Here is a 24,693-nt window from a genome sequence, read left to right on the forward strand (position 1 = left end):
ATGACAAAATTAAACTATGAACGAATGTACAAAGATTTGACAAATAAGATCGTTACGTTGAAAGGTACTGATCCATTAGGGCAAAAGGTGGAAACCAAGACCGTTATTAATCTACTGAACATAGTAGAAGACCACGAGAAAGAACTTGTCAAAAGTGAAGCACCAGAACAAATTGAATCGACTAACAGCGAGCCAACCGATCAGCCAGCCAATCTTATTAGAGATTTTGCTAGGAGTAATCGTATCGTTAAAGACTAAGTAACTGGGGGAAAGACTAATGAAAAATAAAAAACTCTTGAAGAAAAAAGAGAAAGTTCGATCCATATATATCCATAAAGATGGAGTTTTGAGCCATGTAACTGTCGGAGAACAAGGTGTTATATCGATAAAACTCGATAAGTGGTCCGCTTTAATAAAAATGGATAACGGACAGAAACTTATTATTGATCAAGTTGAAGGTGTAGCAATAGAGGACAATAAAGGAATCATATCTACTTTTGTAAAAAATAAAATGGGAAAACTTAAAAAAATAAGAAATGAGGAAAAGTATGAAAAAAACAGTAAATAAATTATTTGTCTGGTTTGTAATATTTATTTTTGGATCCGTTACATTAGGTATGGCGTTATGGCTACTTGGTTTTATATGGACTGGTGTTCTTGAATTATGGAGTGCGCTGTTATAAACCAATAGGAAGGATAATGCAAATGGATAATATTAAATTGACAGAAAATGCAGTATACGTCGTTAAAAATGGAAAACTAGAGTTAGTAGATATGCCTAAAAGTGGTTTTGGTAAGACTATTTTAAATTGGCAAGATGGCAAGGTAATAAGCAAGGAAATAAGTTACACAATTCGATAACTAAATAGCTACTGTACAAAACAGGGCGTTAGTTGAGTGATCTAAATCACTTAATTAGCGCTCTTTTTATTTTACTTGAAAGAAGGTGGTTAAGAGAACAAGGGTGGGAGGATGGCGCAACATAAAGAGAAAGAAAGGTGAGAATAAATGAGTCAATATTCAGTTGAAGCAATATTGAAAGCAAGTGGTGTGGAAAATTTCCAAAAAGCGTTCTCTAAAGCAGAAGAAGCCGTAAAAAAATTTAAAGATGCTGGCGCTAAATTCGGCGAGATAGGTAGTAGTTTCCAAGACGTTGGTAAATCAATGACCAAGGGCATAACCGCTCCTGTAGTAGCTGGTATAGGCGCAGTAGTTAAATCATACGCTGATTTAGAACAAGCAGTCGGTGGGATTGAAACGCTGTTCAAAGGCTCGGCAAGTGGCGTGATAAAAAACTCTGAATCAGCCTACAAGCGAGCTGGAGTGTCGGGCGTTAAGTATATGGAGCAAGTAACATCGTTCTCAGCCACTCTTTTACAAGGGTTAGGCGGAGATACGGAAAAAGCCGGGGCGTATGCTGATAAAGCTATTGTTGATATGTCAGACAATGCGAATAAATTCGGTACAAACATTGGAGATATTCAAAATGCTTATCAAGGTTTCGCAAAAGATAACTATACAATGCTGGATAACTTAAAACTTGGTTATGGTGGTACTGCGGGAGAAATGGCTCGCTTAGTAAACGAGTCTGGTGTTATGGGTGATTCGTTTGAAGCAACAGCTGAAAACGTTAAAGATATACCGTTCGATCAATTGATAGAAGCAATCCATCAAACGCAAGTAGAAATGGACGTTACAGGAACAACAGCAAAAGAAGCGAGTGAAACAGTTAGTGGTTCGTTTGATTCTATGAAGGCAGCAGGCGCAAATTTGTTAGCCGGATTAGGGGATTCAACTGCCGATATAGGTATTTTAATGGAGAACTTAGGCTCAACAGTGCAGATATTTGCAAATAACGTAAAGGGTGTTTTATCCACAATTTGGGATAACTTGCCGTTAACAGACTTTCAAAAGTGGGTAGGTTTAATTATCGTTGGTGCTGGTCCTGTTCTGTTAGCTTTCGGGACGGTGTTAGGTGTGATAAGCAAAGTCGGTTTAGCTATCCAAGCAATGCCAGCAATACTATCTCTCTTGACAGGACCTGTTGGTATCGTTATAGGATTGTTAGCTGGTCTAATTGCAATTGGTGTGTTAGTTGCTGCTAATTGGGACACAATAAAAGAAGCAGCTACTAATATGTTTAACTCGATTTTTCCAAACTTTGAAGAGTTTAAAAATGTAATATTAGATTTGTGGGAAACAATCAAAACCTCATTTTCTGCAGGAAACTTTGATGAAGTTTCAGCGTTAGTAGGTGTAATGGTTACTAAGATGGTTCAGTATATTAGTGATTCTATACCAATATTCTTAGAAAAAGGTTTAGAACTAGTAACTAATATTATTAATGGAATTACACAAAAAGTGCCAGAACTCGTGCAAAAAGGACTAGAATTAATGGTTATGTTTGCAAATATACTCGCGGATAATTTACCTAAACTATTGCGACTAGGAATGGAGTTCGTTACAAGCCTAATAAAAGGATTGACTGACAAGCTACCTGAATGGATTGCAAAAGGCGTGGAGATGGTTGTCAAAATAGTTAATTCTATTTCTCAAAATTTGCCAAAAATAATTCAAGCTGGTGGACGTATGCTTTCTTCTGCGGCAAAAGGTTTTAGGGATAAATTTCCAGAGATGTTAAATGCAGCTGTTCAATTAATAGCTAAATTATTGGCTTCTCTAATGTCTAATCTCCCCAAATTACTAGCTGCAGGAGTTAAGTTAATTCTTTCACTGGTAAAGGGACTGATTCAAACAATACCTTCTGTTTTGAGTGCAATATTCGACATGGGGTCTGGTATCGTTGAAGGTGTAACCGGTATTGATTTATTTTCAGCCGGTAAAGCGATCATTGAAGGTTTCTTACGAGGTTTAAAATCAGCATACGAAGGTGTCAAATCATTTGTAAGCGGCATAGCTGGTTGGATTGAATCCCATAAAGGTCCGATATCCTATGATAAAAAACTTTTAATTGGTGCAGGTAACGCCATCATGGGTGGTTTGAACAAAGGTTTGCAAACGAGCTTTAAAGACGTTCAGGCAACCGTTAGCGGTATGGCTGGTTCGATTTATGATACCATGAACACTTCGCCAGTAATGGACATCAACGGCTCAATCGCACGAAGTAATGCACAGGTTAAATCAAGCGTATCGCATGAATTGAAAAACAACAGTAGTAGCAGGTTAGAAAACGCCATTATGAAGCTAGCTAACCAAGGCATCTATTTAGATGGAGATACATTAGTTGGTGGAACGTATGCGAGATACGATAAGATGGGCGGAAATAAAACACAGTTAAACGAAAGGTGGGGCAGATAGACGAGGTAGGACTACCTAAATTCGGTAGTCCTTTCATTATTAATTATCAAATACTTTTTTAGAATTGACTTACAGATAGTTATACCTTTGGATTATGAAATGAGCTTAGGATGCTTCTAACAGGCACAAGTAAGATAACTAGTTTTTTGTTTTTTTATTTTCCATATCCTTCAATTCGTAACTCATGGGTAGTCCATAATTGGACTACCCTATTTTATATACATTGGCAACAAAAAGCAGTACAATAAACCTTAAATATAAGGAGGTCAAACCATGCAGCAACTAGAAGCTATCGTAAAAGTTGTTATTCCAGAAGAAATGATATTAGTCAAAAAAGTTGAATACGAAGAATTGCAAAATGACAAAAAAACTGGCTGGGGAAACTTGCAATGGCTGCTTAAGGAGACAGAAATAAAAAGTCCTCAAACAATCAAAGAAAAAGTCCTTTATCCATTCAGGCAAGAACTCGAAGACTTTGTTTACTATCCTGACGAAGGTCAAAACTGGAAATTTAATAAAAAACCAATGGTGAAATGGCTAGAAGAAAACTTCAAAAGAGTGTGGAACCGAAAAAACATGGTCTTGTAATAAAATTGCATGATTGTAAAATAATATAATTTTACTACTGTTGTTTAAAAAAACTAATGGTATATAAAATAAATAATTGGAGGTCTAACTCATGCCTAAACCAATCACGATAAACATCGAAGAAGTGAACCAAGATCCGGAACGGGCAGAAATAAAATACGGAAATAAAGCAGTCGTTTGTAAACTTTATAGCTTGAACAAATCAACATTGAATGACTGGCTAAAAGATATGCGCGGCAATCCTAAGTTCGCTGAAGGAGTCATAAACCCTACTCATAAAATTGTACTGATCCACTTAGACACTTTCGAAGATTACTTTAGGTGGTTAGAAAAGAACCGGTATAAAAGAAAAAAATGAATCGAATGGAGGTGTAACCATGCCTACAAAAAACAATAAAACAAAATTTACTGTTATCAATTACGACAAAAACGGAAAGGTCATTCATGACTTATCAAAGTTAGTTGTTCCGAGAGAATGGCAAATTGATCTATTGAAAACAATCAATCGGAATAATGGCTTTTAAAAGGGTTGAAAAAGCGCTTTTTTGTGATAACTAAACTATCTATAATGAGTGTTTGTCTGCCAGCTAAAAGGTCACTTGGGATTTGATTAGCCGAAGCCAAAGTTAGACAGGTAATTTTTCTCTTTCTCTAATGCTGAATGAAGAACTTGCACTGACAACCTATTTTTACCACGATTGAAAGAGGTGTATCAGGTATAAATAGTGAATGGAAAAATTGTATAACGGACATGAATGCTTCTTGTGGTAGTTGGATTGACTAAACTATCTATAAAATATAAATTTCTATAAAAGAGTTTATTATACGTGAAAAATACTCAATAATGAAAGAAATGTGACGGAAAACAACTCTTCATCTTAAGTGGTTTGAGATAAAATGCTTGATAAGCATTATTACAAGATGTAAGATGTAATAGAAGATAAGTTCAAAGCCATCTAGCGCCTTATCTTCTTTCTCAGAAACATTACCCATGTTTGCAGACGTGGAAAAAAGAGTGCACCACGTTGCCTGACGGAGGCATGATATCCGATCGTTGGTCCCGCATGAGACGTCTTCATGCTTGCGCTCTTATTTTTTTTGTATTTTTTAGAGAGAGGTTGCTGCTTTTTTGGAAAATGTTAATTCTGTAAAAGATAGTAATACTACTCATCTTTTAAGTATATATAATAATTATCGTAAAAATTATCATGGGAAAATGGTCACAATTACTACTGGATACAAACCTTTTTCCACAATAGAAATAACATTTAATGAAAAACAATTACCTCACTTGTTAGGTTTACATAAAATTGATAAAGATAAAGCTTCTAAGCAATTAACGAGAATTAAAAATGAGACTCTAACTTATCAGACTTTAAAAAAAAATGACAATTTCTATCAAATAAAAGATAGAATAAAATACTTTTCTTTTATAGATGATGTGTTTATTTTTCAAAAAGTTAAGCAATGTATATGTGTTTCAAAAGAAGATAGCAGAAATATTATGAGATTAGACATTGTCTTTTTAGAGGACAATATCGAGAGGGTTCTTAATTTAGGACTTAGAAAAGACTTTTCTGGAAAATACGCGCCAGTTACATTCTTTGTTAGCAAAAATAAAGTAAAAAGTTATCCTTCGTCTAAAAGAGCGAAAATAGAAACTTTAGAATGGGATACAAGTTTGAGTTTATTAGAAAAATCAAAAAAATAACTTCCTTAATCCCCTACTTCTTAATAGAGTTAGGGTATTTTTTGTTTATTCCTAAAAATCCACTCTTCATAGAGTAGTTTAATATCCAATGCCCTGCTTTTAGTAGTAGTTTTGCTTGCATGATTTCCCTGCATACGTTATTAAATGTATTTATATCTATTTTACTATTTTTCTAGTTCCTTCTATATAATACTGCTAAATATCACACTAATTAAAAGCTATTAAAACACCTACTTCTAAACCAGTAGGGACCATATAGGTTAATCAATAAAGACACCGGATATCCAATATCTGGTGTCTTTATTGATTAACTCGTCGAATTTTAGAAAAATCTGATTGCACTATCTATTAAAAAAAACTAAAAAAACTTTTGATTAAGCATTGCACTTAGCTTAGATTTGTTATACAGTTATACAGATGAACCTGTGAAACAAAATAGTGTTTCACACTATCAAAAGGAGTTGTCTTTATGAATCCAGAAGAGTTTAAACAGGCCCTTCATGACAAAGGGATTGACATTACGGAGAAGCAAATGCAACAGTTTGATGATTACTTGAGGTTATTACAGGAATGGAATGAAAAAATCAATCTAACAGCCATTACTGAAAAAGAAGAAGTTTATTTAAAACACTTTTATGATTCCATAACAGCCGGATTGTATGTGGATTTTAATAAAGGGGTCCAAAGCTTATGTGATGTAGGTGCTGGTGCTGGGTTTCCAAGCATCCCCCTAAAAATTATCTTTCCTCAACTAGAAGTAACCATTGTGGATTCTTTAAACAAAAGGATTCAATTTTTAACTACTTTAGCAGAGACATTAGCATTAGAAGGTGTGCACTTCTACCATGACCGTGCAGAGACATTTGGGCAAAATAAACAATTCCGTGAATCATTTGATTTTGTAACGGCCAGAGCTGTAGCCCGGATGAGTGTTTTAGCTGAATTGTGTTTACCTCTAGTAAAAAAAGGCGGTATTTTTATTGCATTGAAAGCAAGTAACAGTGATCAGGAGATGCAAGAAAGTCAAAAAGCCATTACGACACTTGGCGGGAAAATTCGCGAGGATTATATTTTCGAACTGCCAAAAGAAGCTGGCGAGCGTCATATTTTATTGATTGATAAGAAGAAAGAAACACCTAAAAAATTTCCAAGAAAACCAGGGACACCAAATAAAAGCCCGTTATAAATAGAATAAGGTCATCCGTTAATCTTGATAAAGAAAACAGCACAATTAAATAAAGAGCGAGAAATGAATGTTTCATTTTGAACAAATGCGTAGGAGAAAGATGCGCACCCGTATTCTTTCTCCTTTTTACCTTTTTAAGGAAAAGTAAGAGCACAAGATAGATACACATAGATGGAGGGAAAAGAATGGCACGGATTATAGCAGTTGCAAACCAAAAAGGCGGAGTCGGAAAAACTACTACAACGGTTAATTTAGGTGCTAGTTTAGCCTATTCTGGTAAAAAGATCTTACTGGTTGATATTGATGCTCAAGGAAACGCAACAAGCGGATTAGGGGTCCGCAAAGCAGATGTGGAAAAAGACATTTATGATATTTTAGTCAATGATACACCGATTGAAGAAGTGGTCCTGCCCTCTTCAAGAGAAAACCTTTGGGTTGTTCCTGCTACGATTCAATTAGCAGGTGCAGAAATTGAATTGACCAACCAAATGGCTCGTGAAATAAGGCTGAAACAAGCTTTAGAAAAAGTTTCGGATGACTATGATTATATCTTGATCGATTGTCCGCCTTCTCTCGGTCACTTAACAATCAATGCCTTTACTGCCAGCAATACGATTCTAATACCTGTCCAATGTGAGTACTATGCCCTTGAAGGACTAAGCCAATTGCTGAACACCGTCCGTTTAGTTCAAAAGCATTTTAATCCGGATTTAAAAATTGAAGGAGTCTTGTTAACGATGCTGGATGCACGAACCAATTTGGGTTATGAAGTAGTAGATGAAGTGAAGAAATACTTCCGCGAGAAAGTCTACAAATCGATTATTCCACGCAATATTCGGTTATCTGAGGCGCCAAGTCATGGATTGTCTATTATTGACTATGATCCACGTTCAAGAGGAGCAGAAGTTTATCTGGAGTTAGCAAAGGAAGTGATGGCACATGGTTAACAAAAACAGTAAAGGCTTAGGCAGAGGAATTGACGCACTTTTTAGCGATTATTCTAATTTAGATAAAATCGATATTGCAAGCGAACAGGTACAAGAAATTGGATTAAGCGATATCCGGCCAAATCCTTATCAGCCAAGAAAAACGTTTGATGAAGAAGCTTTGAACGAATTGGCACACTCTATTAAACAATCTGGTGTATTTCAGCCGATTATTTTGCGTGAGTCAACAGTCAAAGGCTATGAAATCATTGCCGGCGAACGGCGTTTTAGAGCGTCAAAAATAGCAGGGAAGACGACGATTCCAGCAATTATCCGTGAATTTGATGAAGAAAAAATGATGGAAGTAGCAGTCTTAGAAAACTTACAAAGAGAAGACCTCACATCACTTGAAGAAGCGGAAGCTTATGATATGTTGATGAAGAAATTAAAATTGACACAAGAAGAAGTAGCGGCTCGTTTAGGAAAAAGCCGTCCGTATATCGCAAACTATTTGCGGTTATTAGGATTGCCTGAAGCAGTCAAACAAATGCTGCAAGATAACGGCATTTCTATGGGACAAGCGCGCACACTATTAGGCTTAAAAGACAAAAAGCAAATCGTAAAATTGGCCAAACGGGTCATGAAAGATAATCTAACTGTCCGCCAAGTAGAACAGTTGGTGATTCAAATGAATCAACCAAAAGAGCAAAACGTACAGCCTGAAAAAGCAGCACAAAAACCTTATTATATTCGAGAGAGCGAAGAACGGTTAATGGACAAGTTTGGCACCTCTGTCACGATTCATGAAAAAAATAAAAAAGGTAAAATTGAAATTGAATATCTTTCCACAGATGATCTGACTCGTATTTTAGATGTTTTAGACATTCAGTTTGATGATGAATAGAGAAAATAACGATAGGGTGTGAAAAGAATGTATGATCTACATGATATGGTTGAAATGAAAAAAGCTCATCCTTGCGGGGAAAACCGTTGGGAAATTATTAGAATGGGTATGGACATTCGGATTAAATGTACGAAGTGCGGCCATATGGTTATGATGCCCAGAAGAGAATTTGAAAAAAAAATGAAAAAAGTTCTTGAACATGCTGAAAAAAGCAACTAAATATAAGAAGAGAAAGAGTGAATGAAGAATGGCATTAACAGCAGGAATCGTAGGTTTACCTAACGTTGGAAAGTCAACTCTTTTTAACGCAATTACAAAAGCAGGAGTAGAAGCTGCCAATTATCCTTTTGCTACTATTGATCCTAATGTAGGAGTAGTAGAAGTACCCGATTATCGTTTAGATCGTTTGACTGAATTGGTGATACCTAAAAAAACAGTACCGACAACGTTTGAATTTACCGATATTGCTGGTATTGTTAAAGGCGCTAGTAAGGGCGAAGGACTAGGGAATAAGTTCCTGGCTAATATTCGTCAAGTAGATGCGATTTGTCATGTTGTCCGTTGTTTTGACGATGACAATATTACCCATGTGACTGGAAAAGTTGATCCTTTAGCAGACATTGAAACAATCAATTTAGAATTGATTTTAGCGGATTTAGAATCGGTTGAAAAACGCTATGCTCGAGTAGCTAAGATTGCTAGAACGAAAGACAAAGAAGCGGTGTTAGAAGCAGCTACGCTAGAAAAAATCATTGCGACTTTGGAAAAAGGCGAATCTGCTCGAACAATTGAATTTAACGAAGAAGAAGAAAAAGTTGTACATGATTTATTCCTATTGACCACAAAACCAGTATTATATGTAGCGAATGTTGCGGAAGAAGAAGTAGGACAAGCAGATGATAACGAGTACGTTCAACAAGTGAGAGCTTTTGCTGAAAAAGAAAATTCAGAAGTGATTGTTATTTGTGCTCAAATAGAAGAAGAAATTGCTGAATTAGAAGATGATGAAAAAGAAATGTTCTTAGAAGATCTAGGTATTGAAGAATCTGGTTTGGATAAATTGATTCGTTCCACTTATTCTTTATTAGGATTGGCTACTTATTTTACAGCCGGTGTTCAAGAAGTTCGCGCCTGGACGTTCAAAAAAGGGATGAAAGCTCCTCAAGCTGCTGGAGTTATCCATACCGACTTTGAAAGAGGATTTATTCGGGCTGAAACAGTTTCTTTTGAAGATTTGGATAAATACGAAACCATGCAAGCAGCTAAAGAAGCTGGCCGTGTGCGTTCAGAAGGAAAAGAATACGTCGTTCAAGACGGCGATGTGATGTTGTTCCGATTTAATGTATAATAATAGAATTGATTTATCAGTTTAGTTTAATTAAGGATTCAATAGGAGGCTTTTCCAGTGGAACAAGAGAATACAAATGAACAAATGCTGAAACAAGAAGAAAATGAAGCATTATTTAAGCAATTGACTAAGCGAAACGATCAATACATGATGAATTTGGATAAAGCATTGATTGCCGCTAATATTTCAGAAAAAAAACGTGAATCCATTTATAATGATATGCTGAAAACTTTAATTAAAGGGCAAAAATCCGGTCAAACGGCTCGACAATTATATGGAACTGTTACGGAGCGCACCAATGCTTTATTAGAAGGGCCCAAAGAAGAAGAAACCGGCCGGTCAGAAGACTGGAAAATCATGTTGGATGGCGGATTGTTAATGGGAGCCATGTTCGCCTTGATTACAGGAGTGTCAGGTTTTATCGGCAAAGGCCAAGGTTCTGAAATGGGATTGATCACGATGATCTTAAACTTTATCATTGGTGGATTCGTCATTTTGCTTATTTCAAAAAATGTGCCAGATAAAAATAAAACAAAAAAAGGCAGCACTTTACGTTATATCCTGATTTCAACTGCCGGTATGTTAGGTTGGATGTTCTTGATGACGGCATCTATGGCGTTTATTCCGACCTCAATCAACATTTTACTGCCTGGAAGTGTCAATATTGCAATAGGTGTGGTGGCGTTCGCTGCTAAAATGTACTTTAAACGAAAATTAAATATCCGCGGCGGTTTATTTTAATTGAAAGAAAAGCAGGAGAAGCCTGCTTTGGCTCGAACTGCTAGACATCACGCAGATCCATACTTTGTTGAAGAAAAATCAAATAAAATATTCTACTCGGATGGAAAGCTTCAGGCTTTAGGCTATTGCCTGTCTGAGGCTTTTTTCTCATCATTTTTTCAGTAAATTCTTTCTTTCAAAGTGGCTTCATGAGAAAAGAAAAGATGTAAGCCTTATCTAAGCAAACTCATCTTGACGAACAAAAGTATCTCTGTTACTTTTGTAAGTAAAATCTCAACCAAATTTAAGGGAAAATAAAAAAAGGAGTGTTTAATAAATGTCAAATTGGGAAACGAAATTTGTAAAACAAGGTCTTACTTTCGACGATGTTCTTTTAATTCCAGCTGAAAGCCATGTTTTGCCGAATGAAGTGGATTTAAGTATTCAATTAGCTAAAAATATTAAATTGAATATGCCTATCATCAGTGCCAGCATGGATACTGTAACGGATTCAAAAATGGCGATTGCAATGGCGCGCCAAGGGGGACTAGGCGTCATTCATAAAAATATGAGCGCTGAAGCGCAAGCTGGGGAAGTCAGAAAAGTAAAGCGTTCCGAAAGTGGCGTCATTATTGATCCGTTTTTCCTTACTCCTACTCATTTGATTTCTGATGCAGAAAAATTAATGGGCCGTTACCGTATCAGTGGTGTTCCAATCGTTGACAATATGGAAGATCGCATTTTAGTTGGTATTTTAACAAATCGTGATTTGCGTTTTGTAACAGATTATAGCACTCCTATTGATGAAATCATGACAAAAGACAACTTGATCACAGCTCCTAAAGGAACTTCTTTAAAAGAAGCTGAAGAAATATTGCAAAAACACAAAATAGAAAAACTGCCGATCGTGGATGAAACAGGACGGTTAAGCGGACTGATCACCATCAAAGATATCGAAAAAATACTTGAGTTTCCCAATGCAGCTAAAGATAGCCACGGACGTTTATTAGTAGCAGCAGCTGTCGGTGTGACTTCTGATACATTTGAACGAGCACAAGCTCTAGTTGACGCAGACGTAGATGCTATTATTGTAGATACTGCACATGGACATAGTGCAGGTGTGATCCGCAAAATCAAAGAGATTCGCGAGACATTCCCGGACATCACTTTAATTGCTGGAAATGTAGCTACTGGAGAAGCGGCGCGTGCTCTTTATGAAGTCGGCGTAGATGTTGTAAAAGTAGGAATCGGACCAGGTTCTATTTGCACAACACGTGTAGTTGCGGGTGTAGGTGTTCCTCAAATTACAGCTATTTATGATGCTGCCGCAGTTGCTCGCGAATATGGCCGGACCATCATTGCAGATGGCGGAATCAAGTATTCCGGAGACATTGTTAAAGCTCTAGCAGCTGGCGGACACGCTGTGATGTTGGGCAGCATGCTGGCTGGAACAGATGAGTCTCCAGGTGAATTCGAAATTTTCCAAGGCCGCCGCTTTAAAACGTATCGCGGTATGGGCAGCTTAGCAGCCATGGAACATGGTTCTAGCGACCGTTATTTCCAAGGTAGCGTAAATGAAGCCAATAAATTAGTGCCGGAAGGAATTGAAGGACGAGTGGCTTATAAAGGAGCTGTCTCTGATATTATTTTCCAAATGCTCGGCGGACTAAGATCTGGTATGGGCTATGTGGGTGCTGCTAATTTAGAACAATTGCGCGAAGATGCTCAATTTGTTCAAATGAGCGGAGCCGGATTAAGAGAATCACATCCGCATGATATCCAAATTACTAAAGAAGCTCCTAACTACTCGATTCAATAAATTATGGACATCACAGTCAATAAGTAATTTCTAAAAGACAACCTAAAAGAAGTTGATCAAAAAGTCGAAAACGGCTAATGATCAGCTTTTTTTTAACGAATTCTTTAGTTATTTCTGTTATGATGAATAAAAATACGTCTGAAAATGAGGGAAATCAACCAATGAAAATTTTAGTAGTAGATGACGATAAAGAAATTGTTGAACTCTTAAGTATTTACATCAAAAATGAAGGATATGAAGTAGAAAAAGCTTATAATGGCAAAGATGCCTTAATGAAATTAACAACTCATAGAGACATTGATTTAATGGTATTAGACGTTATGATGCCGGCAATCAATGGCATGGAAGTAGTGAAAAAAGTTCGGGAAGATTCACAATTGCCGATTTTAATGTTAAGTGCCAAGACCACTGATGTGGATAAAATCAAAGGGTTAGTCTCTGGAGCAGACGATTACGTTGCTAAACCATTTAATCCATTGGAAGTCATGGCACGAATCAAATCATTATTAAGACGCAGTACCTATGCTTCTGTTGAAGATGGACCAGATAAGTTAGAAATTGGACCGCTGATCATCAGTAAAGAATCGCACGAAGTCTGGACATTGACCAACCAGTCGATTCAATTAACAGCTTTAGAATTTGGGATTCTTTATTTGCTAGCCAGCCACCCAAATCGCGTTTTTAGTGCAGATGAAATTTTTGAACGGGTTTGGCAACAAGAAAGTTTAGTATCTGCTAAGACAGTTATGGTTCATGTCAGCCATTTGCGGGATAAAATTGAAGAAGCAACCGGCGGAGAAAAAGTGATTCAAACGGTCTGGGGCGTTGGGTATAAAATTGAAGACCGGTAAACATTTGATGCGCCAATAATAGAGGAGATGAATAGCAGCTTGAAAATAACGAGAAAAGAAAAAAGCAAACTGATTTTTGAAGGGATTATTACAGTCGGCTTAATTAGCTTACTATACTATGCGGCTTTTGCTATCCTCAGCCGAATTGTCATAGCTTTTCCCGGAGTTATCCGTTCGTTATGGATATTCGGCGATGCAATCATTAGTATTCAGAGCAATCAAGTCATTTCAATCACGCCCTTTTTTGCTTTTGTATTGCTTATTATTGCTGGAATCACAGTTCATTGGCGCTTGAAAAGACGCTACAAGCAAATGCAGTTGAATCATGTGATCAGTGAATTGCATTATATTGCAGAAGGGCACTATGATCATCGGATCACCACAGACCTTAACGGGGATATGAAAAAAGTAGTAGACAGCATTCACGTTTTAGTAGACAGCACGGTTAAAGCGATGGAAGAAGAACGGAAAATCGAACAATCAAAAGATGAATTGATCACAAATGTCAGTCATGATATTCGAACGCCGCTTACTTCGGTGATTGGTTATTTGGGGTTAATAGAAGAAGGCAGTTACCGAGACGAAGAAGAAGTGCTGAAGTATACCCACACGGCTTATGAAAAAGCAAAGCAAATGAAAGTCTTAGTAGAAGACCTATTTGAATATACACGTGTCCGGCAAACCACTACTCCATTAAACTTAACTGAGTTCGATATGGTGCAATTATTGGAACAATTAGCCGCTGACTTTGAATTAGAAGCAGAAAAGAAACACATGCAAATTGAAGTTATCTGTAAACAAGAAGCTATCTTAATGGAAGCTGATACGGAAAAGATCGTGCGTGTCTTTAATAATCTCCTATCGAATGCTTTAAATTATGGAAACGACGGGCAGCGTGTTTTTATTGAAGCCGAAAAAGTCGGAGAAGAAGTTGTTATTTCAGTTAATAATGATGGCAAGTCCATTCCTGAACAATCCTTAAAACAATTATTCAACCGCTTTTACCGTGTAGAAGAGTCACGTTCACAAGAAACAGGCGGAACAGGTTTGGGGTTAGCGATTGCCCAAAGTATTGTGGAACTTCATAAAGGGACGATTTATGCAAAGTCCGATGAATACCTAACTCAGTTTATCCTGCATTTTCCTTTGTGCCAAACAAAATCAAAAGACCAAAATGTTTCACGTGAATCAAAAATAAAAGAACAAATTTAAAAACAGTTGTCTGCAAAGAGATAATGAAAAATATAGTTGTTTTTTTCGTGGAATTTCGCTAACATGGAACGGTGAGTGAATTTTTTTACTTAAAAAAAGTGTAAATTTATTGAGGAGAATTTAAGAAATGAAAAAAATGACGAAATTCGGACTGGTTTTTATTATTACCTTTATGGTAGGAACGTTTCTTCCAGTTTCTAACTTGAACAACACCGCTTCAGCTGCAGAAGCCGCTCCAAAAATTGATGCAGCAGCAGCCTTTATTATTGAACCTACAACAGGAAAAGTATTGTTGAATCAAAATGGAGATAAAAAGTTGGGAATTGCTTCGATGACGAAGATGATTTCAGAATACATTATTTTCGAATCCATTGAAAAAGGCGATATTACTTGGGATCAAAAGGTTCCTATCAGTGATTATGCTCATAAAATCAGCCAGAACAATTCGTTATCAAATGTTCCTTTAAGACAAGACGAAACTTATACATTTAAAGAACTGTATCAAGCGATGGCTATTTATTCAGCAAATGGTGCAACCATTGCGATTGCTGAAGCCATTGCCGGAGATGAGCCAAAATTTGTTGACATGATGCGCGAAAAAGTAGAATCATGGGGCATTTCTGATTATGAATTGTACAACAGTACTGGGTTGTCCAATACCGATTTGTATGGAAACCTGTATCCAGGAAGCAAGGAAGACAATGAAAATGCGATGACTGCACGTGATGTAGCTATCGTTGCTCAACACTTACTGGCATCTTATCCAGAGATATTGGAAACAACCAGTATTTCTGAAATGAAGTTTAAAGAAGGAACTTCTGATGAAATCAAAATGGAAAATTGGAATTGGATGTTGCCAGGTTTAAACTCTGAACGAGAAAATGTGGATGGACTGAAAACCGGAACAACTGATTTTGCAGGTGCTACCTTTACCGGGACAGCTGAAGAAAACGGTATGAGAATCATTACAGTTGTAATGAACGTAAAAGATGGAGAAGTTGACTTGAGAAGACGTTTTGTTGAAACAGACAAAATGATGGATTGGGCTTTTGCAAACTGGGAAAAAGTACAAGTTTATAAGAAAAACGATGTATTAAACGATGTGAAACCGTTAGCTGTAGAAAAAGGGAAAACGGACAGTGTAAAACTAGCCGTAGAATCGGATGTATCTTTATTTGTTCCAACTGATACAGATTTGGAAAATATGGAAGTAAGCTACACTCCTCAGAAAAATGTGTTAAATGATGCAGGCAAAGTAACGGCTCCGATTAAAAAATCTGAAGAAGTTGGAACTGCTCAAGTTTCAGTGAAAGATGATGAGTTAGGTTATGTCGATGGCGATCAAGGAGAAGAAGTAGCTGTAGTGGCAGCTGATGCTGTTGAAAAAGCGAATGTTTTTGTGCTATCAGGCCGTTGGATCAAAGATTTCTTTTCTAATTTATTTTAAGTCTTTTGAAAATAGAGAGATTTGTTTTCGTTGACTTAACGATAAGGGTTCGGTAAACTAGATTTACTAAAATTGAACAAATTGAACGTTAGTAATGCAAAATAGTAAAATAAATAAATACTGTTAGAGAGTCAGTGGTTGGTGAAAACTGATGATTTGTTTATTTGAATCCATTGCATGAAGTAAATAATGAATCAACTGCTGGTTCTGCTGGTTGACCAAATTATTTCGGCTCCAGACCGTTATCTGATGTAAAGCGTAGAAGTTTTCACTGTATAAACTTCTAAAGTTGGGTGGTACCGCGATTTTATCAGGCCATTTCGTCCCATATTCACTGGGGATGGAATGGCCTTTTTTGTATGGTAAAGAAATATAATAATCAGTCTAAAACAGAGGAGAGAAGAAAATGTTAGATATAAAAAAATTGCGGAACGATTACCAAATGGTTTCTAAAAAATTAGCCAGCCGAGGTGTCAAAAAAGAGACTTTGGATAACTTTATGCATTTAGACGAAAAAAGACGGTCTCTTTTAGTAGAAACAGAACAATTAAAGAATCAACGAAATGAAGTTTCTGGAGCGATTGCTGTCTTAAAACGCAACAAAGAAAATGCGGATGACAAAATTCAAGAAATGCGTGAAGTCGGGGAAAAAATCAAACAACTAGATGAACAATTAGCGCAAATCGATCTCCAAATCGAAGACATTGCTTCTGGCTTACCCAACTTGCCGCATGAGTCAGTGCCCATTGGTACGGATGAAGAGGACAATCTTGAAGTAAGAAAATGGGGAACACCTAAAACGTTTGATTTTGAAGTAAAACCTCATTGGGAAATTGCAGAAGCTTTAGATATTTTAGATTTTGAGCGGGGAGCAAAAGTTTCCGGCAGTCGTTTTGTTTACTATAAAGGATTGGGTGCCAGACTAGAACGCGCAATTTATAACTTTATGTTGGATCTGCACACGGGGGAACACGGCTACACTGAAATGATGACGCCTTATTTAGTCAACAGTGAATCAATGTATGGAACAGGTCAATTTCCTAAGTTCAAAGAAGATGTTTTTCAAATTGAAGATAGAGATCTTACGTTGATCCCAACAGCAGAAGTTCCTTTGACCAATTATTACCGCAATGAAATTTTAAGTGAAGGACAATTACCTGTTTATTTTACAGCTCTTAGCCCTTCATTTAGATCAGAAGCAGGCAGCGCTGGAAGAGATACACGTGGCTTGATACGATTACATCAATTTAACAAAGTAGAAATGGTGAAGTTCAGTAAACCTGAAGATTCATATGAAGAACTTGAGAAGATGACACAAAATGCTGAAGCAGTCTTACAAAAATTAGACTTGCCTTATCGCGTTTTGGCTTTGTGTACAGGCGACATGGGTTTTTCAGCTGCTAAAACGTATGACTTAGAGGTTTGGATCCCGGCACAAGATGTTTACCGTGAAATCAGCTCATGTTCAAACACAGAAGCTTTCCAAGCGCGGCGCGCAAAAATTCGTTACCGCAATGAGGCCACAGAAAAATTAGAATATGTGCATACATTGAATGGTTCAGGACTTGCGGTTGGTCGAACGGTTGCTGCTATTTTAGAAAATTACCAACAAGCTGACGGTTCAGTTAAAATCCCAGATGTTTTGGTTCCATACATGGGTGGAGTCACAGAAATAAGAAAATAAGTCTCATACAAATGTTAAAAACGTATCTTATATCTTGCTTTCTTAAGCGTAGATGTAGGATACGTTTTTTATTTCATTAACTTAGGCCAAAAGACTAGCAATTATCATAAGAAAGATTTATTATAAGATGAATAGTAACTAATAAAAAATAAGTATATAAAGAGTAATGGAGGAAAAATATGAAAGCAATTGTTATAGAAAACTATGGTAGCAAAGAAGAACTAAAAGAAATGCAACTAGACCGTCCTAAAGCAGGTGCAAAACAAGTAGTCGTTGAAGTAAAAGCGACATCCATCAATCCAATAGACTGGAAGTTACGTGAAGGATACTTGCAACAGATGATGGATTGGGCCTTCCCTATTATTCTTGGATGGGATGTAGCGGGAGTCATTAGTGAAGTTGGAGAAGAAGTCATCGATTGGAAAGTAGGCGATAAAGTTTTTGCTCGTCCAGAAACGACTCGTTTTGGTACGTATGCTGAATATACTGTAGTAGATCAAGAATTGCTTGCTAAAATCCCTGCTAATACTAGTTTTGAAGAAGCAGCAGCAGTTCCGCTTGCGGGCTTAACGGCTTGGCAAGGTTTGTTTAATCACGGTAACTTAAAAAAAGGTGAAACAGTTTTAATTCATGCTGGTGCTGGAGGAGTTGGGACATATGCCATCCAACTGGCAAAATCTATTGGAGCTAAGGTAATTACTACAGCTAGCAAAAAAAATCACGATCTGTTAATTGAGCTAGGTGCTGATCAAGTCATTGATTATAAAACAGAAAATTTTGCAGAGCTTTTAGATGGAGTGGACTTAGTTTTAGATACAATGGGTGGAGAAGTGCAAAAGGACAGTTTTAAAATCTTAAAACCAAAAACAGGTCGCATGATTTCTATTGTCGGTCTTGCTGATGAAGAGTTCAGAAAGCAATTCGATGTAGCATTTGAAAGCATATGGTTAGAACCTAATGGACAAGAATTATCAAAAATTGCTGAATTAATGGCAGCAGGAAAAGTCAAATCGATTATTGGCGCGAAATTTCCGCTTACCGAAAAGGGGATTTATGATGCGCATGAACTAAGTGAAACACATCATGCGCTTGGTAAAATCGTCATTGTTTCGAATTAAGATAGCTAGTGCTCAGTCTATTTAGCTAAACTGAATAGGTTAGAAAAGTGTCTCTATTCTTCTATGCAACTAGTTATGATATAATTTATCTAGCATGAAATGAAGGAGGAAAAGAGGATGAGTGAACAAGAATTTCAAAAAGCAACATTTGCAGGCGGCTGTTTTTGGTGCATGGTAAAACCATTTGATCAAGAGCCTGGTATCCATTCTGTTATTTCTGGTTACACAGGCGGACACACAGTTAATCCAACTTATGAAGAAGTATGCAGCGATACAACCGGACACACTGAAGCTGTTCAAATTACTTTTGATCCAGACATTATCAGTTACAATGACTTGGTTGAAATTTATTGGAGACAAACAGACCCAACCGATGCAAGCGGCCAATTTGCAGACCGAGGTTCATCCTATCGTCCCGTGATTTTTTACCACAGTGAAGAACAACGCCAAATTGCAGAAAATTCTAAAATGGCTTTGCAAAATAGCGGTCGCTTTAAAAAACCGGTCGTTACAATGATAGAGCCAGCTGAACCTTTTTATCCAGCAGAAACATACCATCAAGATTTCTATAAGAAGAACCCTGCTCATTATTCACGCTACAGTCAAGGGTCAGGTCGTGTCAATTTTATTGAAAAGACATGGCAAGAAAAATAAACAGTTGCCCTTCTCCTATTCTTTTGTAAGAAGAGAAGGGTATTGTTTTACGTATAAAAGAACGGAATAAGTATACTGGATTCGTCTTTTTTGTTTTTTTAAATAGATTTCAGCTAAATAAAATAAAGTCGTTCGTCTTTTATAAAAAAGAAGGTTTAATTGCTAGAAAACGTTGACTCAACGCCAAGTAGCTGGTATAGTAATACATGTTGTTGCAAGAGAACTTTAGCAACATAAAAAAAGAAATAAAAAAAGTTGTTGACAAGCAGTACAGCTTCTGGTAATATTTAGGAGTTGTCAAAACGGCAACACAAACACATTAGACCTTTGAAAACTGAACAAAGCAAGAACGAAATAACTGTGTAAGGTGGTTTAACAGTGTTAAACCAAAAGTAACAAAGTGAAAGAAATTTCGCTAGCAAGTCAAAAGAGCTTCAAACAGCATAATCAGTTGGAACCTTTCGAGGCAACAACTACTTTTATGAGAGTTTGATCCTGGCTCAGGACGAACGCTGGCGGCATGCCTAATACATGCAAGTCGAACGCTTTGATTCTACCGGGTGCTTGCACCCACCAGAATCAAAGAGTGGCGGACGGGTGAGTAACACGTGGGTAACCTGCCCATAAGTGGGGGATAACATTCGGAAACGGATGCTAATACCGCATAACTCCAACCACCTCCTGGTGGATGGATAAAAGACGGTTTCGGCTGTCGCTTATGGATGGACCCGCGGCGTATTAGCTAGTTGGTGAGGTAATGGCTCACCAAGGCAATGATACGTAGCCGACCTGAGAGGGTGATCGGCCACACTGGGACTGAGACACGGCCCAGACTCCTACGGGAGGCAGCAGTAGGGAATCTTCCGCAATGGACGAAAGTCTGACGGAGCAATGCCGCGTGAGTGAAGAAGGTTTTCGGATCGTAAAACTCTGTTGTTAGAGAAGAACAAGGATGAGCGTAACTACTCATCCCCTGACGGTATCTAACCAGAAAGCCATGGCTAACTACGTGCCAGCAGCCGCGGTAATACGTAGATGGCAAGCGTTGTCCGGATTTATTGGGCGTAAAGCGAGCGCAGGCGGTTCTTTAAGTCTGATGTGAAAGCCCCCAGCTCAACTGGGGAAGGTCATTGGAAACTGGGGAACTTGAGTGCAGAAGAGGAGAGTGGAATTCCACGTGTAGCGGTGAAATGCGTAGATATGTGGAGGAACACCAGTGGCGAAGGCGACTCTCTGGTCTGTAACTGACGCTGAGGCTCGAAAGCGTGGGGAGCAAACAGGATTAGATACCCTGGTAGTCCACGCCGTAAACGATGAGTGCTAAGTGTTGGAGGGTTTCCGCCCTTCAGTGCTGCAGTTAACGCATTAAGCACTCCGCCTGGGGAGTACGGCCGCAAGGCTGAAACTCAAAGGAATTGACGGGGACCCGCACAAGCGGTGGAGCATGTGGTTTAATTCGAAGCAACGCGAAGAACCTTACCAGGTCTTGACATCCTTTGACCACTCTAGAGATAGAGCTTTCCCTTCGGGGACAAAGTGACAGGTGGTGCATGGTTGTCGTCAGCTCGTGTCGTGAGATGTTGGGTTAAGTCCCGCAACGAGCGCAACCCTTATTACTAGTTGCCAGCATTCAGTTGGGCACTCTAGTGAGACTGCCGGTGATAAACCGGAGGAAGGTGGGGATGACGTCAAATCATCATGCCCCTTATGACCTGGGCTACACACGTGCTACAATGGATGGTACAACGAGTCGCAAGACCGCGAGGTCAAGCTAATCTCTTAAAGCCATTCTCAGTTCGGATTGCAGGCTGCAACTCGCCTGCATGAAGCCGGAATCGCTAGTAATCGCGGATCAGAACGCCGCGGTGAATACGTTCCCGGGTCTTGTACACACCGCCCGTCACACCACGAGAGTTTGTAACACCCGAAGTCGGTGAGGTAACCCTTTTGGGAGCCAGCCGCCTAAGGTGGGATAGATAATTGGGGTGAAGTCGTAACAAGGTAGCCGTATCGGAAGGTGCGGCTGGATCACCTCCTTTCTAAGGATTTTAACGGAACCTACACAGTCGTTCTTCTTTTGTTCAGTTTTGAGAGGTCTAATCTTCTCAAAATCGTTGTTCTTTGAAAACTGGATATTGTTTAATTGTAAAAATTGTAAGAAACCGAGAAACACACCGCGTTTGTAAGAGTTTGAAACGAATCCTTATCTTTTAAGATGAGAAGATTCAGATTAACACTAACCATAGGTTAAGTTAATAAGGGCGCACGGTGGATGCCTTGGCACTAGGAGCCGAAGAAGGACGGGACTAACGCCGATATGCTTTGGGGAGCTGTAAGTAAGCTGTGATCCAGAGATTTCCGAATGGGGAAACCCAACACCCTTTATCGGGTGTTACTGTTGACTGAATACATAGGTCAACAGAGGTAGACGCAGAGAACTGAAACATCTAAGTACCTGCAGGAAGAGAAAGAAAATTCGATTCCCTGAGTAGCGGCGAGCGAAACGGGAAAAGCCCAAACCAGAAAGCTTGCTTTCTGGGGTTGTAGGACTGAACACATAGAGTCATAAATGAATGAAGTAAGAGAAGCGACCTGGAAAGGTCTGCCAAAGAGGGTAAAAGCCCCGTATCTGAAACTTCGTTCACTCTGATCAGTATCCTGAGTACGGCGGAACACGAGAAATTCCGTCGGAATCCGGGAGGACCATCTCCCAAGGCTAAATACTCCCTAGTGACCGATAGTGAACCAGTACCGTGAGGGAAAGGTGAAAAGAACCCCGGAAGGGGAGTGAAACAGCACCTGAAACCGTGTGCTTACAAGTAGTTAGAGCCCGTTAATGGGTGATAGCGTGCCTTTTGTAGAATGAACCGGCGAGTTACGATCCCATGCGAGGTTAAGTTGATGAGACGGAGCCGCAGCGAAAGCGAGTCTGAATAGGGCGAATGAGTATGTGGTCGTAGACCCGAAACCAAGTGATCTACCCATGTCCAGGTTGAAGGTGCGGTAATACGCACTGGAGGACCGAACCCACGTATGTTGAAAAATGCGGGGATGAGGTGTGGGTAGCGGAGAAATTCCAATCGAACTTGGAGATAGCTGGTTCTCTCCGAAATAGCTTTAGGGCTAGCCTCGGAATTAGAATCATGGAGGTAGAGCAACTGTTTGGACTAGGGGCCCTTCTCGGGTTACCGAATTCAGATAAACTCCGAATGCCATTGATTTATATCCGGGAGTCAGACTACGAGTGATAAGATCCGTAGTCGAGAGGGAAACAGCCCAGACCACCAGCTAAGGTCCCAAAGTTTCTGTTAAGTGGAAAAGGATGTGGGGTTGCTTAGACAACTAGGATGTTGGCTCAGAAGCAGCCATCATTTAAAGAGTGCGTAATAGCTCACTAGTCGAGTGACCCTGCGCCGAAAATTTACCGGGGCTAAACAGAACACCGAAGCTGTGGATAGAACCTTTTGGTTCTATGGTAGGAGAGCGTTCTAAGGGCGTCGAAGCTGGACCGTGAGGACTGGTGGAGCGCTTAGAAGTGAGAATGCCGGTATGAGTAGCGAAAGACGGGTGAGAATCCCGTCCACCGAATGACTAAGGTTTCCTGGGGAAGGCTCGTCCTCCCAGGGTTAGTCGGGACCTAAGTCGAGGCCGATAGGCGTAGACGATGGACAACAGGTTGAGATTCCTGTACCAGTTCGTTTTGTTTGAACGATGGAGGGACACAGTAGGCTAAGGAATACGTGCTGTTGGATATGCACGTCCAAGCAATAAGTCTGGGAATGAGTCAAATGCTTATTCCCTTAAGGACAAGTTGTGATGGGGAGGGAAATCAAGTACCGAAGTTCCTGATGTCACACTGTCAAGAAAAGCTTCTAGTGAGAAACGATCTGCCCGTACCGCAAACCGACACAGGTAGTCGAGGAGAGAATCCTAAGGTGTGCGAGAGAACTCTCGTTAAGGAACTCGGCAAAATGACCCCGTAACTTCGGGAGAAGGGGTGCTGACCATTTGGTCAGCCGCAGTGAATAGGCCCAAGCAACTGTTTATCAAAAACACAGGTCTCTGCTAAATCGAAAGATGACGTATAGGGGCTGACGCCTGCCCGGTGCTGGAAGGTTAAGAGGATGGGTTAGCCGTAAGGCGAAGCTCAGAATTGAAGCCCCAGTAAACGGCGGCCGTAACTATAACGGTCCTAAGGTAGCGAAATTCCTTGTCGGGTAAGTTCCGACCCGCACGAAAGGCGTAATGATTTGGGCACTGTCTCAACGAGAGACTCGGTGAAATTATAGTACCTGTGAAGATGCAGGTTACCCGCGACAGGACGGAAAGACCCCATGGAGCTTTACTGCAGTTTGATATTGAGTGTTTGTACAGCTTGTACAGGATAGGTAGGAGCCAATGAAGCCAGGACGCTAGTCTTGGTGGAGGCAATGGTGGGATACTACCCTTGCTGTATGACCACTCTAACCCTCAGCCATGATCTGGCTGGGAGACAGTGTCTGACGGGCAGTTTGACTGGGGCGGTCGCCTCCTAAAGTGTAACGGAGGCGCCCAAAGGTTCCCTCAGAATGGTTGGAAATCATTCGTAGAGTGTAAAGGCAGAAGGGAGCTTGACTGCGAGACCTACAAGTCGAGCAGGGACGAAAGTCGGGCTTAGTGATCCGGTGGTTCCGCATGGAAGGGCCATCGCTCAACGGATAAAAGCTACCCTGGGGATAACAGGCTTATCTCCCCCAAGAGTCCACATCGACGGGGAGGTTTGGCACCTCGATGTCGGCTCATCGCATCCTGGGGCTGTAGTCGGTCCCAAGGGTTGGGCTGTTCGCCCATTAAAGCGGTACGCGAGCTGGGTTCAGAACGTCGTGAGACAGTTCGGTCCCTATCCGTCGCGGGCGCAGGAAATTTGAGAGGAGCTGTCCTTAGTACGAGAGGACCGGGATGGACACACCGCTGGTGTACCAGTTGTTCTGCCAAGGGCATTGCTGGGTAGCTATGTGTGGACGGGATAAACGCTGAAAGCATCTAAGCGTGAAGCCCCCCTCAAGATGAGATTTCCCATCACGTAAGTGAGTAAGACCCCTGAGAGATGATCAGGTAGATAGGTTGGAAGTGGAAGTACAGCGATGTATGGAGCGGACCAATACTAATCGGTCGAGGACTTAACCAATTTTTTAAACGGTGAACGAACGGTTTTAAACTAACTTTAC

23 protein-coding genes, 2 rRNA genes and 1 other annotated feature are annotated in these 24,693 nt (G+C 39.5%); all 25 genes read left to right on the forward strand.

The annotated features are described in order from the left end of the window. Window positions 1-258: a hypothetical protein gene (locus BR87_RS08460; RefSeq protein ID WP_035030960.1), complete on the forward strand. Its 258-nt coding sequence runs from the start codon at window positions 1-3 to the stop codon at window positions 256-258. 19 nt (window positions 259-277) lie between these two features. Further along, complete coding sequence (locus tag BR87_RS08465; protein ID WP_035030963.1) at window positions 278-568, forward strand: hypothetical protein; 291 nt, start codon at window positions 278-280, stop codon at window positions 566-568. Next, window positions 549-683 carry a hypothetical protein gene (locus BR87_RS13505; RefSeq protein WP_280511887.1) on the forward strand — a complete coding sequence of 45 codons (135 nt, stop codon included), beginning with the start codon at window positions 549-551 and terminating at the stop codon, window positions 681-683. The genes BR87_RS08465 and BR87_RS13505 overlap by 20 nt, the downstream gene beginning before the upstream one ends. A gap of 22 nt (window positions 684-705) precedes the next feature. After that, entirely contained in the window at window positions 706-861 is a 156-nt protein-coding gene (locus tag BR87_RS12865) for a DUF3954 domain-containing protein (RefSeq protein ID WP_211249982.1), read from the forward strand. Window positions 862-1,008: 147 nt separating this feature from the next. Next, window positions 1,009-3,318 carry a phage tail protein gene (locus BR87_RS12660; RefSeq protein ID WP_051929756.1) on the forward strand — a complete coding sequence of 770 codons (2,310 nt, stop codon included), beginning with the start codon at window positions 1,009-1,011 and terminating at the stop codon, window positions 3,316-3,318. A 273-nt stretch (window positions 3,319-3,591) separates the two neighbouring features. Then, complete coding sequence (locus BR87_RS08475) at window positions 3,592-3,906, forward strand: DUF771 domain-containing protein (protein ID WP_035030966.1); 315 nt, start codon at window positions 3,592-3,594, stop codon at window positions 3,904-3,906. A gap of 91 nt (window positions 3,907-3,997) precedes the next feature. Next, the gene (locus BR87_RS08480) at window positions 3,998-4,264 is read left to right on the forward strand and encodes a hypothetical protein (RefSeq protein ID WP_051929758.1); all 267 of its coding nucleotides are present in this window, start codon (window positions 3,998-4,000) and stop codon (window positions 4,262-4,264) included. 19 nt (window positions 4,265-4,283) lie between these two features. After that, window positions 4,284-4,430, forward strand: coding sequence for a hypothetical protein (locus BR87_RS13050; RefSeq protein WP_156959099.1), 147 nt, complete (start codon window positions 4,284-4,286; stop codon window positions 4,428-4,430). 605 nt (window positions 4,431-5,035) lie between these two features. Further along, window positions 5,036-5,617: a PBECR4 domain-containing protein gene (locus BR87_RS08485; protein WP_051929761.1), complete on the forward strand. Its 582-nt coding sequence runs from the start codon at window positions 5,036-5,038 to the stop codon at window positions 5,615-5,617. Window positions 5,618-6,086: 469 nt separating this feature from the next. Beyond that, window positions 6,087-6,803, forward strand: coding sequence for a 16S rRNA (guanine(527)-N(7))-methyltransferase RsmG (rsmG, locus tag BR87_RS08490; RefSeq protein WP_035030968.1), 717 nt, complete (start codon window positions 6,087-6,089; stop codon window positions 6,801-6,803). A 185-nt stretch (window positions 6,804-6,988) separates the two neighbouring features. Continuing rightward, window positions 6,989-7,750, forward strand: coding sequence for a ParA family protein (locus BR87_RS08495; RefSeq protein WP_035030971.1), 762 nt, complete (start codon window positions 6,989-6,991; stop codon window positions 7,748-7,750). Then, complete coding sequence (locus BR87_RS08500) at window positions 7,743-8,633, forward strand: ParB/RepB/Spo0J family partition protein (RefSeq protein WP_035030974.1); 891 nt, start codon at window positions 7,743-7,745, stop codon at window positions 8,631-8,633. Before BR87_RS08495 ends, BR87_RS08500 begins: the two co-directional genes overlap by 8 nt. Window positions 8,634-8,660: 27 nt before the next feature. Then, a complete protein-coding gene (locus BR87_RS08505; RefSeq protein WP_035030976.1) occupies window positions 8,661-8,852 on the forward strand; it encodes a DUF951 domain-containing protein in 192 nt (63 codons plus the stop codon). A 28-nt stretch (window positions 8,853-8,880) separates the two neighbouring features. Further along, complete coding sequence (ychF, locus tag BR87_RS08510) at window positions 8,881-9,981, forward strand: redox-regulated ATPase YchF (RefSeq protein ID WP_035030979.1); 1,101 nt, start codon at window positions 8,881-8,883, stop codon at window positions 9,979-9,981. A 57-nt stretch (window positions 9,982-10,038) separates the two neighbouring features. Then, window positions 10,039-10,722 (forward strand): DUF1129 domain-containing protein, encoded by a 684-nt coding sequence (locus BR87_RS08515; RefSeq protein WP_035030983.1) that lies wholly within the window; start codon window positions 10,039-10,041, stop codon window positions 10,720-10,722. Continuing rightward, the gene (locus BR87_RS13200) at window positions 10,723-10,887 is read left to right on the forward strand and encodes a hypothetical protein (RefSeq protein WP_169741140.1); all 165 of its coding nucleotides are present in this window, start codon (window positions 10,723-10,725) and stop codon (window positions 10,885-10,887) included. It abuts the gene before it with no gap. A gap of 151 nt (window positions 10,888-11,038) precedes the next feature. Continuing rightward, entirely contained in the window at window positions 11,039-12,520 is a 1,482-nt protein-coding gene (guaB, locus tag BR87_RS08520) for an IMP dehydrogenase (protein WP_035030987.1), read from the forward strand. A gap of 161 nt (window positions 12,521-12,681) precedes the next feature. Then, a complete protein-coding gene (gene croR / locus BR87_RS08525; RefSeq protein WP_035033042.1) occupies window positions 12,682-13,371 on the forward strand; it encodes a response regulator transcription factor CroR in 690 nt (229 codons plus the stop codon). Window positions 13,372-13,398: 27 nt separating this feature from the next. Continuing rightward, window positions 13,399-14,583 carry a sensor histidine kinase gene (locus BR87_RS08530; protein WP_035030990.1) on the forward strand — a complete coding sequence of 395 codons (1,185 nt, stop codon included), beginning with the start codon at window positions 13,399-13,401 and terminating at the stop codon, window positions 14,581-14,583. A gap of 127 nt (window positions 14,584-14,710) precedes the next feature. Next, on the forward strand, window positions 14,711-16,030 hold the full coding sequence (locus BR87_RS08535; protein ID WP_035030993.1) for a serine hydrolase: 1,320 nt from the start codon (window positions 14,711-14,713) through the stop codon (window positions 16,028-16,030). A gap of 82 nt (window positions 16,031-16,112) precedes the next feature. Continuing rightward, window positions 16,113-16,361, forward strand: a binding site (T-box leader). A 75-nt stretch (window positions 16,362-16,436) separates the two neighbouring features. Further along, on the forward strand, window positions 16,437-17,714 hold the full coding sequence (gene serS / locus BR87_RS08540; protein WP_035030995.1) for a serine--tRNA ligase: 1,278 nt from the start codon (window positions 16,437-16,439) through the stop codon (window positions 17,712-17,714). Window positions 17,715-17,893: 179 nt separating this feature from the next. Next, on the forward strand, window positions 17,894-18,832 hold the full coding sequence (locus tag BR87_RS08545; protein ID WP_035030997.1) for an NADP-dependent oxidoreductase: 939 nt from the start codon (window positions 17,894-17,896) through the stop codon (window positions 18,830-18,832). 117 nt (window positions 18,833-18,949) lie between these two features. Then, window positions 18,950-19,486 carry a peptide-methionine (S)-S-oxide reductase MsrA gene (gene msrA, locus BR87_RS08550; protein WP_035030999.1) on the forward strand — a complete coding sequence of 179 codons (537 nt, stop codon included), beginning with the start codon at window positions 18,950-18,952 and terminating at the stop codon, window positions 19,484-19,486. 477 nt (window positions 19,487-19,963) lie between these two features. Beyond that, window positions 19,964-21,525: ribosomal RNA gene (locus BR87_RS08555) — 16S ribosomal RNA — on the forward strand. Window positions 21,526-21,731: 206 nt separating this feature from the next. Then, a 23S ribosomal RNA gene (locus BR87_RS08560) occupies window positions 21,732-24,653 on the forward strand. Together the 16S and 23S rRNA genes form the textbook arrangement of a ribosomal RNA operon. Window positions 24,654-24,693 lie beyond the last annotated feature (40 nt).

The sequence above is a fragment of the Carnobacterium mobile DSM 4848 genome, from assembly GCF_000744825.1.
In the GTDB taxonomy this organism is placed as follows: Bacteria; Bacillota; Bacilli; order Lactobacillales; family Carnobacteriaceae; genus Carnobacterium_A; species Carnobacterium_A mobile.